A 16100-nucleotide genomic window follows, 5' to 3' on the forward strand; every position below is an offset into this window, starting at 1 on the left:
AAACAGGAATAGTTACATGAAGTTAAAGTTTGATAAAGCCTTATCACTTGTTGCGATAGGTGTTCTAAGTGTCATTGGATCGGCCCAAGCTGCATCAGTATATGAAATTGTTAATATCGAAGATTTCGATTTAAACGGTACCCTTGATGGCACACGAAATGGCTATGCCATGGCCATTAATGATGAAGATGAACTCGTTGGCATTTCCAAAGGTAAAAATAAGTTAACGGTAGATGACGTTGATGATTCAATCATTGATGTGGAAGATGGTATTTCTGAAGCTGAAACCATTACCTATTCAGTCTATTCTGAAATTGAAGCTAACAACTTTACCTTCATTTCAAGTGAAAATGCCTCCGTGGGTTCTTGGGTTCCTGAATTTTTTAGCTTAGCGGGCACATTTGATCCTTCTAGTACTGATACTGATTCAGACGATGAATTAATTGTGAACGATGTAGATACCTATTTTTACGGTATCAACAACAATGGTGTCAAAGTAGGTGCTTATACGGGTGAAGAACTCACTTTAGATTACGAAGGTACCAGCACCACTCAAGAGTACTTTTACTATCGTGATTTTGAAATGCGCGGTATAGCCGTCAAAAATGACATCGAATATCCGTTATTACCTTCTTATACTACTTATGAGCGTGAACAAACTGCTGACATTGATGCTGCGACTGTTGAAGTGGGTGGTTGGTCTGTTGCTTCAAGGGTGAATAGCAATAACCTTGTAGTAGGTTATGGCAGCACAGCCTTATCGTCCTCAAGTGAAGACCTTATCGATGCTTGTATTACTGCTGCAGAAGATACCGATGCAGATAATCCAATTCCAACAGATATTTGTGTACAGGCTTGGCAATACCCTGATGAAGATTACGGCACGCGTTATATTAATTATCAAACTCGTGGTTTTGTGTGGGATCTCGATAATTTAGATGAAGATGGTTTACCAGAGCTAACAGTATTGGAATTGGGACTTACCCCTGACGAAGATTCAACGCTTATTTATACAGCGCAAGGTCTTGGTATTAACTCTAACGGTGATGTTGCAGGTCGTTCTCATGTATATCGTAATGGTAACGAAGATGATTTGTACTTTGATGCTGCCTATTGGATAAAAGATGCTAATGGCGACTATCAATACAATTGGGTTGAAATGGATGACGAAGTCTATTATTCCATTGCTTATGATATCAATGATTCCGGTATTCTTGTGGGCAGTTACAGCAAGTATATTGATGGTTATTTACGTAGTAAGTTCTTTACATTAGATACCAATAATCCAGAAGAAGGCATCATAACGCCTAATGACTTCCTAACGTCGTTATCAGATTTAAGCAGTAAGCCAAAAGACATCAATAATCAAGGTCAAGTGGTTGGTTATATTGAATCTACCTACGATCAAGAAAAACCTCGTCCGAAAGTTGGTTTCTTATTTGATAATAACACCAGCGAATTTGTAAACTTAAATGATCAGTTAACCTGTGAGTCTAAAGGTTATGAGAAAAATACTGATGGTGAATGGGTTCGTCACACTATAAGTGTTGAAGATGGTACCGGTGAAATATTAACCTATGGAACTGATATATCAATCGTAGAAGCTAATAGTATTAATGAAGATGGCACTATCGTCGGGACTGGGTTTATCCTTAAGCCTGAATATCAATACGATATCTATGGTGAATTAATCATTGGTGAGAATGGGTTACCTCTGTTTGAATTAGATGGTAATGGTGATCCTGTCACATCTTACTTGCCACGTATGGTTGTTTTGAAGACCACTGGTGGTGAAGCCTGTAGTTCTTCTGATGTAGACGATGATGATGAGTCTTATGAGCGTTTAGGTGCAGCTAGCTTTGCTTGGCTATTCACCTTGCCATTATTATGGTTACGTCGTCGAGTCAAAAAGTAGCTTACTCTAATCAATAGCATCTAGTACCTCAAACCAACGAGGTAGTCTAGAATTATAGAAAATCGAGGTAAAAAACCTCGATTTTTTTTAACTTAATTCTCAATATCTTAATAGAAAATCATTAAAGTGACGTTTTTTTAGATTGATTTTGGTTAAAAAACGTTCTATTCCTATATTCAAGGCTTCAGCTACATCGTGTCAACAGAAGCCTGTCAATGGAAGAGGGCATTTATATGAAAAGACAGAAAAGAGATCGTTTAGACAGGGCATTTTCAAAAGGATTTCAAGCCGGAGTGGGAGGGCGATCGAAAGAGGTTTGCCCCCATTCAAATCTGGATTCTCGGTCTCAATGGTTAGGCGGTTGGCGTGAAGGTATTGACGGTCGCCTCAATGGCCTATTTAACAAGTAATACTTAACCTAACGAGCCACAAATAAAAAAATGCCCTCGCGATAAATATCGGAGGGCATTAAATGTGATAATGGAAGCTAATCAAGGTTACCGAGAGTGTTTAAAACGTTGAGGTGTCGCTGAAAATACCCACTTTTAAATCAGTTGCAGCATAAATTTGGCGACCATCGACTTCCATAGTAGCATCGGCAATACCCATAACCAATTTACGATGAATTTTACGTTTAATATTGAGCTTGTAAGTCACTTTCTTGGCTTCAGGCAATACTTGTCCGGTAAATTTCACCTCACCAACGCCTAATGCACGACCTTTACCTTCAGCGCCTTCCCAGCCTAAGTAAAAGCCAACCAGTTGCCACATTGCATCTAAACCTAAGCAACCAGGCATAACGGGATCACTGACAAAGTGGCAATCAAAAAACCATAAGTCAGGTGTGATATCAAGTTCAGCAATAATTTCACCTTTACCATATTCTCCACCATTTTCATTAATGGTAATAATACGATCTATCATCAACATATTGTCGACAGGTAAACGTGGTCTGTTTGGACCTAAAAGGTTGCCATGACCACAGGCGATAAGTTGTTCTTTCGTGAAACTATTAGCTTTTTCCATTTAAATTCATACCACTTAATTGACTGATAATTTTAACAAGATAGCGAACACGTGTAAGCTAAACAACTCCGATCACTATATAATGTGTAATCTAGCTAACAATTTAGCAAAAAAGTTCAATTGCACATCGTCGTCATCTTGCCCTGCTAATTTATCTAAACGTTGTTGTACTAATCCGTAAAGCGTGTCTGGATCAAAGTCATTATCTTCATTGGCAATACCAGCAGGCATCTGCATCAGCAGTTCAACTGCTTGATCCATATGTTCAATAGCATGGATATGAAATAATCCTTTATCAATAGCCTCAATGACAGCGGGTTCGAGATTCAATTGTAATACATTGGCTTTAGGCATAATAACACCTTGTTCACCGCTTAGGCCTCGGCGTTGACATAAATTAAAGAAACCTTCAATTTTTTCATTTACGCCACCAATCGCTTGCACATTGCCAAACTGATCTAATGCGCCTGTCACCGCTAAACTTTGAATAATAGGTTGCTCTGCTATTGCAGACATTAAACAGCAATACTCTGCGAGTGAAGCACTATCACCATCAATTTCTTGATAAGACTGCTCAAATACAATATTAGCATTGAGATGAAGAGGTGCATCACGACCAAAAATTCGGTATAAGCAAGCAGATAGGATCATCATGCCCTTAGCGTGAATATTGCCGCCTAGCTCTGATTTACGTTCAATATCTGCCACTTCACCATCGCCATAATGAACTGATGAGGTAATACGTGCAGGTTCGCCATACGTATAATCACCAGTATCTATCACCGTAAGGGCATTAATTTGGCCTACCATAGCGCCTTTAGTTGGCAGATTGATGAAATTATCATCAAAACTTTGAGCAGAATATACTTCAGAACTATTATGACGGAAGGTTAACTTTTCCAATGCTTTAGCAATAGCGCCAGCATTTAATGCAGATTGACCACAATAGGCTTTTGCTTGACCTAATAGTTGTCTAAATTCCAACATGCTTAAACTTAACCGTTGCTGATGCTCGACCAAACGGGAGCTATACCAAAATATCGGTAATAGACTAGGCGGTTCTAACTCAACCGATTCTGCGTGGGCAAGCACATTCAACCACTGTACATACGCAGACTCAGGATGCTGTGTTAAATCGACTTCGTTGCTCATTTCAGCCAGCAATGGAAAATGACGACTAAAGTTTCGATCTTCAACTCTAAGCTGACTATACGATAAACCCGAACCTACAAGTATGATCTTACAATTAAGTGGAATGGGGGCTAACTCATTATTGATGCGGTAAAAACCATCATGCAGAATTTGCATTAACAAATCCCAAAGGTTTTCTCGCTGCCATAATGATGCTAAGCAAATAAACACGAAATGGTTAGACGCTAAAGCGCCAGGCTTATAAACGCTTGATTTATCCGTTTTAAGCATTCTACCTAGTAGATCCGCACGGCGAATTGTCCCTTGTAAATAGCAAAACAGTGACTCTTGTTTAGCGATAATACCGACATGTTCAGGTGGAAGCGTTTGCTGCCATTTAAATTGAATCTCACTATCTTCCTGTAACTTTTTAGTTGCCACCAAGTATTGACTTGATGGTGTATTCGCTTGAGTTACCAACGCATCGATAAATAGTGGTCTATCTACACCTAAAAAATCAGCAAGAAATAAATGTTGTGAATCTATTTTGCTCATGAGTTTGAAGGTATCGACAACTCGTTCTTGACCAAGCAATAAATGACTAGGGAAAAATGCACAAGTCGATGAGTCTGGTAAATGATATTGAGGAGCGAGTTTCGCACTAGGCAATAGCGTTGAATTCATATAGTGGTAATTTGACTGCGACAATGAAAATAATGAAATGATATTAGCATAAAGCGCCGTAAAAGCCTCAGCAGATTCCATCATTCAATGTCATCTCATTGTCATTTAAATGATTAAAGACAATAAAAAGTCAGCGAATAGACATTGTCATTGTCAACATAGGTATTAATGATGATAAAAATATGCTTATTTTGATTAAATGCTATCCATTCAGATAATTTTTTTTAAATTATGGTTTACATCCAAACGCGTTACTTATATTATTCTGCCCGTTCGGAGGGATGGCAGAGTGGCCGAATGCACCGGTCTTGAAAACCGGCAACGGTTTATCCCGTTCTAGGGTTCAAATCCCTATCCCTCCGCCACATTCAAATAAAAAGGCCTTATCGAAAGATAAGGCCTTTTTATTTGGGCGAAAGATAGGACTTTGAACCCAAGGGTTCCTCTTTATTACAAGCAAACTATCCCTCCGAAAGATCCAACTAGTAAGGCATCTCAAAGATAAGGCCTTTTTATTTGGGCGAAAGATAGGACTTTGAACCCAAGGGTTCCTCTTTATTACAAGCAAGCTATCCCTCCGCAAAATCCAACGAACAAGAATAAGGCCTTTTTATTGGGTGAAAGACAGAGTGTCAGACTTGGGTTAGAAATTTTTTGTAAAACGTATATGTTGTTCAGTTGATTAGATTTTTGGTTGACTCTCTAGTTGACTCAAATGTTGTTTCACTAGTTTAAGCATGGCTTGCGCCGCAAAAGATAAATGTTTTTGTTTACGCCAAAACAGCGATAGTTCCCAACGTAAATCCTCACTGGCTAAGGGAATATTAACAACCGCATCGACTCTGTATCGTTCAGCAATAATTTTTGGCAGTATCATTACCCCTATGCCAGCGGCCACCAGTGCAATACCAAAATCGGCATGGCTAACACGAGTGATATTTATCGGTTTAAATCCTGCCTTTGCACAAGCGGCTAATACTAGTTCATATAGGGCGTATTCTGGTTCAAACATCACCTGAGCTAATTGATTCAGTTCACTTAACTGTAGGGTATTTTTACTCGCTAACTCATGAGCTGCGGGCAGTACTACCACCATTGACTCATTACGAACGCGAATACCATCAAACTCATCTTCGAAATCAATAATGCCAGTCGCAAGCTCTATTTCATCTTTGTGTAAGGCTACAGTTTGTTCTATCCCACCGCGTACCAGTAACTTCAACTCAACATTAGGATATTGCTGCCTAAACTTTGCTATCACAGGGGCAAATAACTCAGCACTTCCAAGCGGCGCTAAACCTAGCCTTAGCGTACCACCACTTAAGTTACGTAAACTATCGAGCTCAGCCATCATGTGTTGGCGACCTTCCAGTAACGTTAATGCATGTTGATATACTACTTGGCCAGCTTCAGTTAACCGTATTTGTGAGCCGCGTTTACCGCGTTCTAGCAATACCATACCAAGTTCTTCTTCCAGTAGGCGTATCGCCTTTGAGAGGGCCGGTTGAGTTACAAATGCTGTGTGACATGCTTTAGCGAAACCGCCAGCATTAACAACCTCAATGAAATAGTGCAGTGCTTTAAGATCCATTACCATAACCAAAAGTGATGTAGTCAATCATTAATATTCATTTTTTTTATCAATTAAGCAAGGGTAAACTCTTTATATCAACTAAAAAACCATGTCGTGAAACCAAATGTTATCTTTACTGAATACCCATAACACTTATTTAAAGTGTAAAACAACCTTAATTATCCAAGTGAGTGGTTTATGTTTATTTGCTTGGTTATGTCAATTGGCAGCTCACTCCGTTCATTCTATTATTCCTGGCAGTGTTATTGGTTTGGGGGTGTTATTAGTCTTATTGTCTTGTAAGTGGGTTCCCGAAAAAATTGTTAATCAAGGTTCAGCATGGTTAATTGGTGATTTGCTATTATTTTTTATCCCCCCTGTAGTCGCTATGACCAAGTATAAATTAATACTCGAAAGCTATGGTGCTGAGTTGATTATATGTATGTTATTGGCGAGTACGAGTGTCTTATTGGGGACGGCGTTTATTGTCGATAAGCTATTTAAATTTGAACGTCAGCAACGTTTAAACAACATTACATCTCAGCGTTTACGTGCAGTTTAAATTGAATTGAATGGGTAGTAGCAATGAATAGTTCATTATTAGGTGTATTGTGTTTATTACTCACGTTGGTAGGTTATTATTTTAGTAAGCGTTTGTACTTACGTCAGCAGCGCATTTGGTTTGCCCCCATTATTTTAGCACCAACTATTATTTTGTTGACTGTGGTGATATTTCAAATTCCATTAGTCGATTATTTTCAATTTACCCATTGGCTGCCTGCGTTATTAGCGCCTGCGACAATTGCTTTTGCGGTACCCATTTATAAAGAAAGGGCTCTGATTAAGCGTTATCCATTAACCATAAGTGTTGGTGTCTTAGTGGGGTTATGTTTGGGCGTTGGCTCATCATGGTTGATTCTCCATTTCACTCATATGCCGGCAGAACTATCTAAAAGCCTAATTGTAAGGTCGGTTTCAACTCCCTTTGCTATTGAAGCAACAAGTGCATTTGGTGGGGTCCCTGAACTAACCGCAATGTTAGTGTTAGTGACAGGTATTATGGGAATGCTCATTTGTGACCCTCTTTTTAAAGCTGCCAAGATAAAAAGCAGCTTGGCACGAGGAATATCATTAGGCGCATCAGCCCATGGTGCTGGAGCAGCTAAAGCGAATCAAATTGGCCGAGAAGAAGGCGTTGTCGCAAGTTTAACGATGATTTTTACTGGTATAGCCATGGTGATCACCGCGCCTTTATTCGCGTTATTGTTTTAACTCATCATTGATTGATTTAAAGTGTGATTGTAAGCAGGGCTTTGTAAAACTCATTTCTTTAAACAATCATTTTAAAATTGATTGAGCCATTCATCACTATTGGGTCCAACCACACATTGATTGTTAACTCTCATTGCTAAACGTTTCATACAACGGGATGACACATCCGAGAATCCCGTTGGTGGAAGAGTTCGTACTGATTCAACAATGGCACACCAATGAGGCAGTTTCTGTTCCGCAAGAGTGTAATAAACCCACTTACCTGATTTTTCTTGAGTGAGTAGTTTTGCTTTGTAAAGTATTTTTAAATTCCGCGATACATTATATTGCGTCTCTTTGGTCACATCCATGGCTTCAGCAAGCGTAATTCGTTGGTCAACATGTATTAGTAGCCAAAATAGACGCAGCCTATTGGGTTCGGCGAGTGCTTTTAAAGCATCTATATATTGTTCATTATCCATCAGTTTTGCTTTTTGTTTGTGAGACTGATAATCATTATAACGACTCCAATTAAGAAAACGATACTTGAATGACAAGCATGAAAAGTAAGTACCGATGAATCTGCACCAGAAAACAAAGCAAACCAGAAAAAAGGGCAGAAAATTCCGAGCAATGCAATATTTCTACCTACTTTTGTCTGTTCGGACCATTCTGCACCGTTAAAAAGCGCTAACAGTAATTGATACATTTGACTATAAGCGCACCATTTACTTATACCAGATAACATCTTGCTTATCGTTTTGACGAATAAAATTTGTTGCATTAGAGGCCTCTCTTATCGTTCAAGGATAAAATTATTGGCGCAATGGTTAAAATAAAGTCTATCTTTTTCGCTCGTACGTCCTTCTACTGCATGTTCTAATATTGCTGGTGAAAAACTGTTTTCACTTGCATTGATTAATGCTGAAAAAAATAGGAAATTAAATTCTGGATGGCCTTGAACCGTTAATACTTGTTTTTTATATCGTGTTAGATAATTGGGACAAAAATCATTTCCGGCGATAATATCAAAACATTTTGCAGGCCGAACAACTTGATCTTGATGGATGGCTAATATTGATATTGTTTCTCCAGCGTGTAGTTGTTCAAAGTCTTGGCGTAATGTCACTTCATAAGCACCTAACCCCCAACCAGCAGGGGAGCGCATGACAACACCACCTAATGCATGATGGATCATTTGATGTCCGAAGCAAATGCCTAGAAGTTTTTTCCCACTATAGAAAACATTACGAATAAATAGTGTTAGTTGTTTTATCCAGTCAAGGTCATCATTTACTCCAGAGAGACTTCCACCGATGATGTAACCGTCATAATTATCAATATCACTTGGCAATTCTAGTTTTTGATAAACGTTCAAAACTGTCACCTTTGCGTCACGTTCCAAATTCAATTGATTTTTAAGACAACTTGGGTAATCTCCAAATTTTTCCGTTAAGGGAGTTGGTACATCACCACATAACAATATTCCAATTTTCATAATCAACTCTATAAATGAGACATTAGGATAGATAAGACTCATTGATTTCATGTGTAATAATTAATTTGTACATGTAAAAAATGAGTCTATTAGGAATAACCAACAATCACTTAGTTAGATGTTAAATAACATATTGAAATAATAGGCCACCGATAATGGCTGTTGTGAGTATAATTGAGACGAACGCAACAACGGCTTTTGGCTTTAGCACAGCAGAAACAAGTGCAATTTCTGGAAGACTCGCACCAGTTCCCCCGATAATAAGCGCCATAGCTGGACCCATACCCATACCTTTCACAATCAATACTTTAAGAAGTGGAATAGCCATTTCGATACGTAAATATACTGGAACCCCAATTACAGCGGCAATTAAGATCGAAAACACATTGTCTCCACCGACATACTTTTCAACGATATCTGCAGATAAGTATGCTGCAGACACGCCACTGATCAGAGCACCAAGCAATACATAGGGGATGATTTTTTTGAATAAAGCCCACGCAAAACGCAGTGCATTAGTCGATTTTGAGGGGATTACGTCAACCATAGTGAGTGTAGCTGAATAGTCACAGCCACTATTTATACTGCCGCATGTCTGTGCTGGTTGTGATGTAGCACAGCTTTGCGTTTTAGCTATTGATGCTGAACAACGTGGTGGGGCTGTTTTGGTTTCTAACTCGCCCCCGCGCTTAATTTCATTGCGCCAAGGTGTTTTGGTAATAAACCATCCGCCAAAGATTGCTGCAAATAAGGTAATCGCTAAGTAACTCAGTGTCACTTTTAATCCGAAGGTGGCGAATATCATGGCCAATACAATAAAATTACAAAGCGGTGCTGAAATCAAAAAGCTTAAAAGGGTACCTAATGACACACCCATAGTTGCCATTCCCATAGTAACAGGCACAACAGAAGCGCTACAAAAAGGTGTCAACATTCCAAACAGAGCACCCAGTAATGGTCCCCATTTTTCATGTTTAACAAGTTTTTTTTGTAGCTTATCTTGTGGAATATATTCGCGCATAAAGCCTGTTAAAACAGAAACTACAGCTATAACAATAATTAGTGCCCCTCCTACATGAATGAATTCATTCAATGCAATTGTAATTTTATTTATATCCACGTTGTTGCCTCTTAAAAGTAGAATTAAGTACAAAACGCAATGTACGATCACTTGCGCAAGTATGCAAGTGTTATTTGGATGTATTAGTCAACTTTATAATTTGTTTGAGACATAGTTAATTATTCTTGGTGGGATTAGTGAATTATCCGGCGACTTTTGCTCCGTTCGGACCACGGGTTTTTCTGGACTCATTTATAAATTGGGTGTGTGACTATCAATATTTATTTTGATTTTCACATTTGATTTTATGAGGTTTTTGTTCTGAGTTAGTTGGTATCAACTGAGTTGTCGTTATTCAAGTGCTTGCAAGTATTGATGACTATCGTCAATAAGGTAATGTAGCCAGCGAAAATTTTATATTTATATACTTATATTTTTTGTCATTACCTCATGGTGACAAGTCTTTTATCTCAGAATCAATTTGAATAACGTTGGGTAAAAACAGAGCTGTTTTAGTTAATGAAATATCAATATAGGTTTGTTTAATTTATTGAAAATAGAGGTAATTTTTTAATTACCTCTAGATAAACAGTAGTCAATCAACTTAATAGTATCAGCTAATCGTATATTTGAGTTGTCAAATCGTGTGGGTTAATGGCCTCAATATTTACAAGATGATTGCTATATCATCAACGGAAAAATGTATATAGCAATCAAATATCTCGGTTTCAAATGCTTTGTTTGTAAGGTCTGTAGTTAGTTGCGCTCGTTACTATTTTGTTATTTTCGAGCAAAGCAAACTTGATTTCGGCCATTATTTTTAGCTTGATATAATGCGCCGTCGGCATCTTTAAGGGTTTCATCGAGAGTCTGATTGCCATCGTTTAATCCACAGCCGATAGAAATATTGACCGCGCCATGTAAATTAGTCCAACCTTCGACTTGCATATTACCCACGTTAGAACGGATTTTTTCAGCAACTAACTCAACCCCTTTAATATCAGCATCAATCAATATAATAGAAAATTCTTCTCCGCCCATTCGACTGACTAAGTCGACAATTCGAACTGATTCTTTAAGCGTCTGGCTTACTGCTATTAACACTTTATCTCCCATAGCATGACCAGCGGTATCATTGATTCGTTTGAAGTAATCAATATCTATCATTAAGATCCAAACTTGTTTACGAGTACGTTTAATTCGTTCAATGGCTTCTTGCCCAAAATCAAGAAATTTTCTTCGATTCGCCAGTCCTGTTAGATTGTCACTCATGGCTGCAATTGATAATAACTGTTCGCCTTTGCGACGTTCAATGTCGACTCTTTCTTGAAATATTGCTGAGATACTCACCATCAAAATGATAAACCAACATATTGTCACAACATAGAGACCAAACGAATCGATGCCAGCAGAATTAAGTGATTTGACCAAAAGGTAGCCAAGAATACTTGGAATAGCATATCCACAAATGGTTTGTAACCTAGCTATTCTTCCACCAATATAAGGACTGAGTATTGCTTTTACCGCGCCAATATTTGCTGTTAACGCTAACGTGGCGATTGAAAAAGCAACACCGGTGGAAGCCGTTAATAGTGACATTTTTCCATAAAATTCGTTTAGTCCATATGCATAACCAGTAATGGATATCATGGGTATGGCTAAAGTGATGAAAGCAATCAGTTGAGCTGCAGTAAGTTTATTAAAGTGGAATAATGTTAGGCTAAAACCTAACCCCAAAAACATCAAAGCGGAATTAATCCCTAAGTCATTGGGTTTTCCTAACTCTTGGTCAAGTAATACTTGGCTATAGAATGGGGTAATGTGTGTCGATAAATTTGCATTAAAAATAAAATCTGAGATGTTTGCTACTGTAATGATAATGACAACAATCCCAAGTAAATACTGCAGCTTCTGATTTTTTTTATTCAGAGTGGATAGCAAACCTAGTCCAATAAAAATCATGCATATTGCGGTTAACGGGTTAGTAGCGGGTCCATTTGCCATTGGTCTATATAATGCTTCAATGCCGAAAAGATATCCAAATATTGATATCATTCCCAAGATCAAACCGATAGCCCCTAAAGGTTTTACTAGGGACTGATAAAACCCAACTAAAACCCAAGGTTTGTCATTTTCTATTACGGGTAACATATATGTGCTTTTTCCCAAATGTTGTATCTAAAATCATTGAGTATCATTTCAACAGTTAATTGCCGGCATTTACACGATATTTAGGAACATCTTGTATCGCACATTGACTTAGGTCTGATTTCTAGCATCGAGCTTAAAATTATACTATAAGGTACTTTATAAACCCACCCTAGTGAGTGGGACAATATTTATCGAGTAAAATTAATCCGACTTAAATTCTAGTTTTGAGCGTTAGCGTTTACTGTTGCAATTAATGTTTTCGGTCTAATGAGCTGTGTGTCTATTATTTCGCTAAATTATCTTTAATTATAAACATCCACGGTGATTAGTTTTAAACGCTTAAGACGCAGTGCTTAGTGGCGTATTCATATTAAATATCAACTTGTTAAAATTATAATTTTAGCTTTGTTTGAATCATTAACAGTGATAGTATCTTTTGAATTAACCAAAATGGTGCATTTATTTAACAATTAGCCTCCTTTTAATTAACAATAATGCAGGGCCAACTATTAAATAGAGCCAACTATTAAATAAGGATATACAGTGAATTTAAAAAGAATAATAACATTAACGATATTACTGGGTTTAACAGCATGTGGTGGTGGCAGTGACGGTGAATCAGAACCAATATCATTGATTCAACCTCCACCTCTGGAAAATATTATTCCAATAGCCAATATCACGTCTATTTCATCTGTTATTTCTATGACCGAAGTTCAATTGAATGGCTCCAGTAGTGCTGATTCCGATGGCCAAATTCAAACTTATCAATGGCTACAAATTGACAATGGTGCACCCTCGATTGTGTTTTTTGATTCCACGCAATCTGTAACTGGTTTTATTGCTCCTGACGTACAACAAGAGACCGAATTTCGTTTGCAACTAACTGTTACCGATAATGAAGGTGCAACAAATAGTGTTGAAACACTGCTTACTGTATTACCTATCCCTTTACAACAAGGGCATCAAGGTAGAGTGATTGATGGCTATTTAACTGGTGCAACAGTGTGGTTAGATATTAACAATAATGGTGAGTTTGATGAAGATGAACCAAATGACGTCACCGATACAGGCGGTGAGTATTCGTTGAAATATAATGCCGAACAACAAGTATGTGCAACTTTAGTACCAGTAAGAGTTGATGTTCCTGTCGGTGCAATTGATGAAACCGAAGGTGTTGTTACCTCCGCTTATCAACTTGTTTACCCACCGCTTTATGGTCAGTTTAATCCTGAACAAGCCGCATATATTACGCCATTAACGTCGGCTGTTTGGGACATGTTATCTTCATCTCCTACCGTTAACAGTACAGATAAAAATACCGAGGTCCTTCAAGCTAGTTGTAAGCAGATCATTGAAAATCCTCAAAGCCAGCTGAACTATGCTTCGCTTATCAATGAAGCCATTGATGATTTTACTCGAAAATCTAATATATCGATTGATGATTTATTCAGTGATTTTATTGAAAATGGCAATCAAGCACTGCAACAGACGGCACGCCGTTACGTTACAGGGTTAAGCTTAAGTTTGAAGAAGAAAGCTGAACTGTTAAAAAATGATTCATACAAAGACGCTAGTTATATTCGAGTCATTCATTATCTAGATAAAGCGCCTGCAGCAGAAGAGCTTACTGAAAATGTCTGGTACCGAGATATCGTTGTTTTCTACCCTGACGATCGTCAATTTTTCTCAGAATCAGCAAGAATGGTCAGCGATGATAATGGCGACGTAACTGATGCCGTTCTATATGTCTATTATCGCCGTCATAACAACGCATTTTCATGGGGGGATAATGGCAGGTACATCGCTAGTTATGATGAGCGAAATACCGCTGATGGCCAGTTAGAGACTTGTTTTAATAACGAAAGTGTTATGGTTACTCATGACGTCGAACTCGTACCGGTACAATTTACATTAAGCAATACCTACTCAACAGATACTGGTGAGTGTCAATTCACGGCCGACATTTTTACTCAAGCTTATGAGCGTGTTTATTACGTTGATTATAGTGAAAACAATATTAATTATCTTATGCAGTTTTCACAATTTAAAACGAATGGGGCATTTCCCACGCTTAATGATTGGGTTAATTTACAAGACCGTTCTGCAGAATATTCAACCACAGAGTTAGTCACTTTATTAACTGATTATGGTTATACGTTTACAGATGATACTGGCATACAAGATACTGACTTTAGTTGGTACAAACGTAAAACTGACGACTCTCAAGAACATAGAGTGACCACCGATAAAAACTATGATGCAAATACTGGGGTGATTAGCTGGACTCGGTTAACTGAGCAAAGTAATCATACTAATATAAAGCAATGCAGTACGGATGGTATTAATTGGGGGGCATGTTTGTAGTGTTTATATTGGACATTACATAGCATAGGACATTCATTATTAATTAATATGATGCTTGTCTTAATAAATTAACAGCTCAGTCATCATGTTCTGCCTTGGACATGATGACTGTGGAGTTCTTAGTATCTGCGGTAAAATTTCTTATGTTTAAGTGCTTATTGCTCTTTTAAGTCATTTTTATGAGTAAACCTATATGACATTATTCCATTAGTGCAAGGATCGTCTCAATGGGATCGTGTTCTTCTGTGTGATATTCAATTTGGGGTTTCTGCTTACTCGATTAATGATTATGACTATTTAACGTTTAACCTTGGTACATAACATATCGACAAGGCGGACGCCGTTAGCAAGTGGCTTTGTTTTTTTAATATGAATATAGAGAGAAATAGCACCATCCAACCATGGTTAAATATCACTTGAAACACCGCTATTCAATAATATTTCTCTTCTTTTTTACACTTAGGGTTATGTGGCAATTGAAATGTCATTATGGGATTAATTTCAAGCAATAACGAGTTGTGCATTAACATTGAATGCTTACTGTTTAGCACGTCAGTCTTTGTCTATCAATATAGGGGTTAACAAGGTTATAAATTTGATAAGGTTTGTTGATGTAAGTTAGTTCATTTACCGTGACGTTGATGTAAATCGGTTAAAAATGAGTAAATAGCGTAAATTATGTGGCAATGAGTAATAGACACTTCAGAATGTACAATATTCTTATATCTGCTTCAGATTTGGCATTTAATGATGTGACCGAAACTGCCATGGCTGTTATCTGTAAGTTCGGATACGATGGAGATGGATTTAATGTGGTTACAACGAGAATTAATACTTAAACCTCAGCGACGGGGATTTCATTTAATTACCGACGAAGTGATGAAATTACTGCCAGAGCTGAGATCATTGAATGTTGGATTATTGCATGTGTTTATTCAGCACACTTCAGCATCATTGACCATTAACGAAAATGCTGATCCCACGGTTCGTGGAGATATGGAACGTCATTTTAATGTACTCGCGCCGGAAGATGCACCTTACTTTCAACACACTTATGAAGGGGCTGATGATATGCCTGCCCATATAAAGTCGACCTTGATAGGCGTGAGTCAAACAATCCCGATTACTAACGGACGCTTTAACCTTGGTCTTTGGCAAGGGTTATATTTATGTGAGCATCGAGACCATGCTTCTGCGCGCACCATTATTGCTACACTTCAAGGTGAATGATTCAAAAAGGTTAAAATTGCAATGCTCATATAACAAAGCAGTGTATTTTATATACATCCCTCACGTTCAATTATGACTTTGCTTGTGTAAGTAAATGTAAAGATGCTAAATTCATACTGCTTAGTGGGATGTGTAAGATATGTAATGCTACCTTGAATTTTCACGGTAACATTTCGCATGTAAATGTTTTATATATAAAAATGGCCCTAAAATT

At 37.8% G+C, this 16100-nt stretch carries 14 protein-coding genes and 1 tRNA gene; 7 read left to right on the forward strand and 8 right to left on the reverse strand.

The annotated features are described in order from the left end of the window. Positions 1–16 precede the first annotated feature (16 nt). Together ABIS04_RS06250 and rmf are read left to right on the forward strand one after the other, a co-directional pair. On the forward strand, positions 17–1915 hold the full coding sequence (locus ABIS04_RS06250; protein ID WP_350432926.1) for a DUF3466 family protein: 1899 nt from the start codon (positions 17–19) through the stop codon (positions 1913–1915). A 233-nt stretch (positions 1916–2148) separates the two neighbouring features. Further along, complete coding sequence (gene rmf, locus ABIS04_RS06255; RefSeq protein ID WP_011638106.1) at positions 2149–2325, forward strand: ribosome modulation factor; 177 nt, start codon at positions 2149–2151, stop codon at positions 2323–2325. 100 nt (positions 2326–2425) lie between these two features. On the opposite strand, the gene fabA is transcribed toward rmf, so the two are convergent. Together fabA and ABIS04_RS06265 are read right to left on the reverse strand one after the other, a co-directional pair. Continuing rightward, entirely contained in the window at positions 2426–2941 is a 516-nt protein-coding gene (fabA, locus tag ABIS04_RS06260) for a bifunctional 3-hydroxydecanoyl-ACP dehydratase/trans-2-decenoyl-ACP isomerase (protein WP_140233775.1), read from the reverse strand. 75 nt (positions 2942–3016) lie between these two features. Beyond that, positions 3017–4756, reverse strand: coding sequence for an AAA family ATPase (locus ABIS04_RS06265; RefSeq protein WP_350433395.1), 1740 nt, complete (start codon positions 4754–4756; stop codon positions 3017–3019). 275 nt (positions 4757–5031) lie between these two features. Here ABIS04_RS06265 and ABIS04_RS06270 point away from each other — a divergent pair. Then, positions 5032–5121, forward strand: a tRNA-Ser gene (locus ABIS04_RS06270). 317 nt (positions 5122–5438) lie between these two features. Here ABIS04_RS06270 and ABIS04_RS06275 read toward each other — a convergent pair. Next, positions 5439–6347, reverse strand: coding sequence for a LysR family transcriptional regulator (locus tag ABIS04_RS06275; protein WP_350433396.1), 909 nt, complete (start codon positions 6345–6347; stop codon positions 5439–5441). 106 nt (positions 6348–6453) lie between these two features. On the opposite strand from ABIS04_RS06275, the gene ABIS04_RS06280 reads away from it, so the two are divergent. Both ABIS04_RS06280 and ABIS04_RS06285 read left to right on the forward strand, forming a co-directional pair. After that, positions 6454–6891 carry a CidA/LrgA family protein gene (locus ABIS04_RS06280; protein ID WP_140233776.1) on the forward strand — a complete coding sequence of 146 codons (438 nt, stop codon included), beginning with the start codon at positions 6454–6456 and terminating at the stop codon, positions 6889–6891. A 23-nt stretch (positions 6892–6914) separates the two neighbouring features. Next, positions 6915–7601: an LrgB family protein gene (locus ABIS04_RS06285; RefSeq protein WP_140233777.1), complete on the forward strand. Its 687-nt coding sequence runs from the start codon at positions 6915–6917 to the stop codon at positions 7599–7601. 71 nt (positions 7602–7672) lie between these two features. On the opposite strand, the gene ABIS04_RS06290 is transcribed toward ABIS04_RS06285, so the two are convergent. The 5 genes from ABIS04_RS06290 to ABIS04_RS06310 all read right to left on the reverse strand — a co-directional run bounded on the left by ABIS04_RS06290 (position 7673) and on the right by ABIS04_RS06310 (position 12193). Beyond that, entirely contained in the window at positions 7673–8062 is a 390-nt protein-coding gene (locus ABIS04_RS06290; protein WP_350432927.1) for a metalloregulator ArsR/SmtB family transcription factor, read from the reverse strand. After that, a complete protein-coding gene (locus ABIS04_RS06295; RefSeq protein WP_137221665.1) occupies positions 8062–8364 on the reverse strand; it encodes a hypothetical protein in 303 nt (100 codons plus the stop codon). The genes ABIS04_RS06290 and ABIS04_RS06295 overlap by 1 nt, the downstream gene beginning before the upstream one ends. Positions 8365–8376: 12 nt before the next feature. Continuing rightward, the gene (locus ABIS04_RS06300; protein ID WP_350432928.1) at positions 8377–9078 is read right to left on the reverse strand and encodes a type 1 glutamine amidotransferase; all 702 of its coding nucleotides are present in this window, start codon (positions 9076–9078) and stop codon (positions 8377–8379) included. 121 nt (positions 9079–9199) lie between these two features. Next, positions 9200–10198 carry a permease gene (locus ABIS04_RS06305; protein WP_350432929.1) on the reverse strand — a complete coding sequence of 333 codons (999 nt, stop codon included), beginning with the start codon at positions 10196–10198 and terminating at the stop codon, positions 9200–9202. A 720-nt stretch (positions 10199–10918) separates the two neighbouring features. Next, entirely contained in the window at positions 10919–12193 is a 1275-nt protein-coding gene (locus ABIS04_RS06310; protein WP_350432930.1) for a GGDEF domain-containing protein, read from the reverse strand. Positions 12194–12832: 639 nt separating this feature from the next. Between ABIS04_RS06310 and ABIS04_RS06315 the strand changes: the two genes are divergently transcribed. Both ABIS04_RS06315 and ABIS04_RS06320 read left to right on the forward strand, forming a co-directional pair. Continuing rightward, positions 12833–14656 (forward strand): putative Ig domain-containing protein, encoded by a 1824-nt coding sequence (locus ABIS04_RS06315; RefSeq protein WP_350432931.1) that lies wholly within the window; start codon positions 12833–12835, stop codon positions 14654–14656. 810 nt (positions 14657–15466) lie between these two features. Continuing rightward, positions 15467–15886, forward strand: a complete 420-nt coding sequence (locus ABIS04_RS06320; protein WP_140233783.1) for a secondary thiamine-phosphate synthase enzyme YjbQ — start codon at positions 15467–15469, stop codon at positions 15884–15886. The last annotated feature ends 214 nt before the right edge of the window (positions 15887–16100 follow it).

Origin of the sequence: Shewanella sp. H8, assembly GCF_040285065.1 — a bacterium.
GTDB lineage: Bacteria > Pseudomonadota > Gammaproteobacteria > Enterobacterales > Shewanellaceae > Shewanella > Shewanella polaris.

Coding starts and splice junctions, on each gene's coding strand:
- ABIS04_RS06250 (WP_350432926.1), top strand. CDS start 17: ATGAAGTTAAAGTTTGATAAAGCCTTATCACTTGTTGCGATAGGTGTT.
- rmf (WP_011638106.1), top strand. CDS start 2,149: ATGAAAAGACAGAAAAGAGATCGTTTAGACAGGGCATTTTCAAAAGGA.
- fabA (WP_140233775.1), bottom strand. CDS start 2,941: ATGGAAAAAGCTAATAGTTTCACGAAAGAACAACTTATCGCCTGTGGT.
- ABIS04_RS06265 (WP_350433395.1), bottom strand. CDS start 4,756: ATGAATTCAACGCTATTGCCTAGTGCGAAACTCGCTCCTCAATATCAT.
- ABIS04_RS06275 (WP_350433396.1), bottom strand. CDS start 6,347: ATGGATCTTAAAGCACTGCACTATTTCATTGAGGTTGTTAATGCTGGC.
- ABIS04_RS06280 (WP_140233776.1), top strand. CDS start 6,454: ATGTTATCTTTACTGAATACCCATAACACTTATTTAAAGTGTAAAACA.
- ABIS04_RS06285 (WP_140233777.1), top strand. CDS start 6,915: ATGAATAGTTCATTATTAGGTGTATTGTGTTTATTACTCACGTTGGTA.
- ABIS04_RS06290 (WP_350432927.1), bottom strand. CDS start 8,062: ATGGATAATGAACAATATATAGATGCTTTAAAAGCACTCGCCGAACCC.
- ABIS04_RS06295 (WP_137221665.1), bottom strand. CDS start 8,364: ATGCAACAAATTTTATTCGTCAAAACGATAAGCAAGATGTTATCTGGT.
- ABIS04_RS06300 (WP_350432928.1), bottom strand. CDS start 9,078: ATGAAAATTGGAATATTGTTATGTGGTGATGTACCAACTCCCTTAACG.
- ABIS04_RS06310 (WP_350432930.1), bottom strand. CDS start 12,193: ATGATATCAATATTTGGATATCTTTTCGGCATTGAAGCATTATATAGA.
- ABIS04_RS06320 (WP_140233783.1), top strand. CDS start 15,467: ATGTGGTTACAACGAGAATTAATACTTAAACCTCAGCGACGGGGATTT.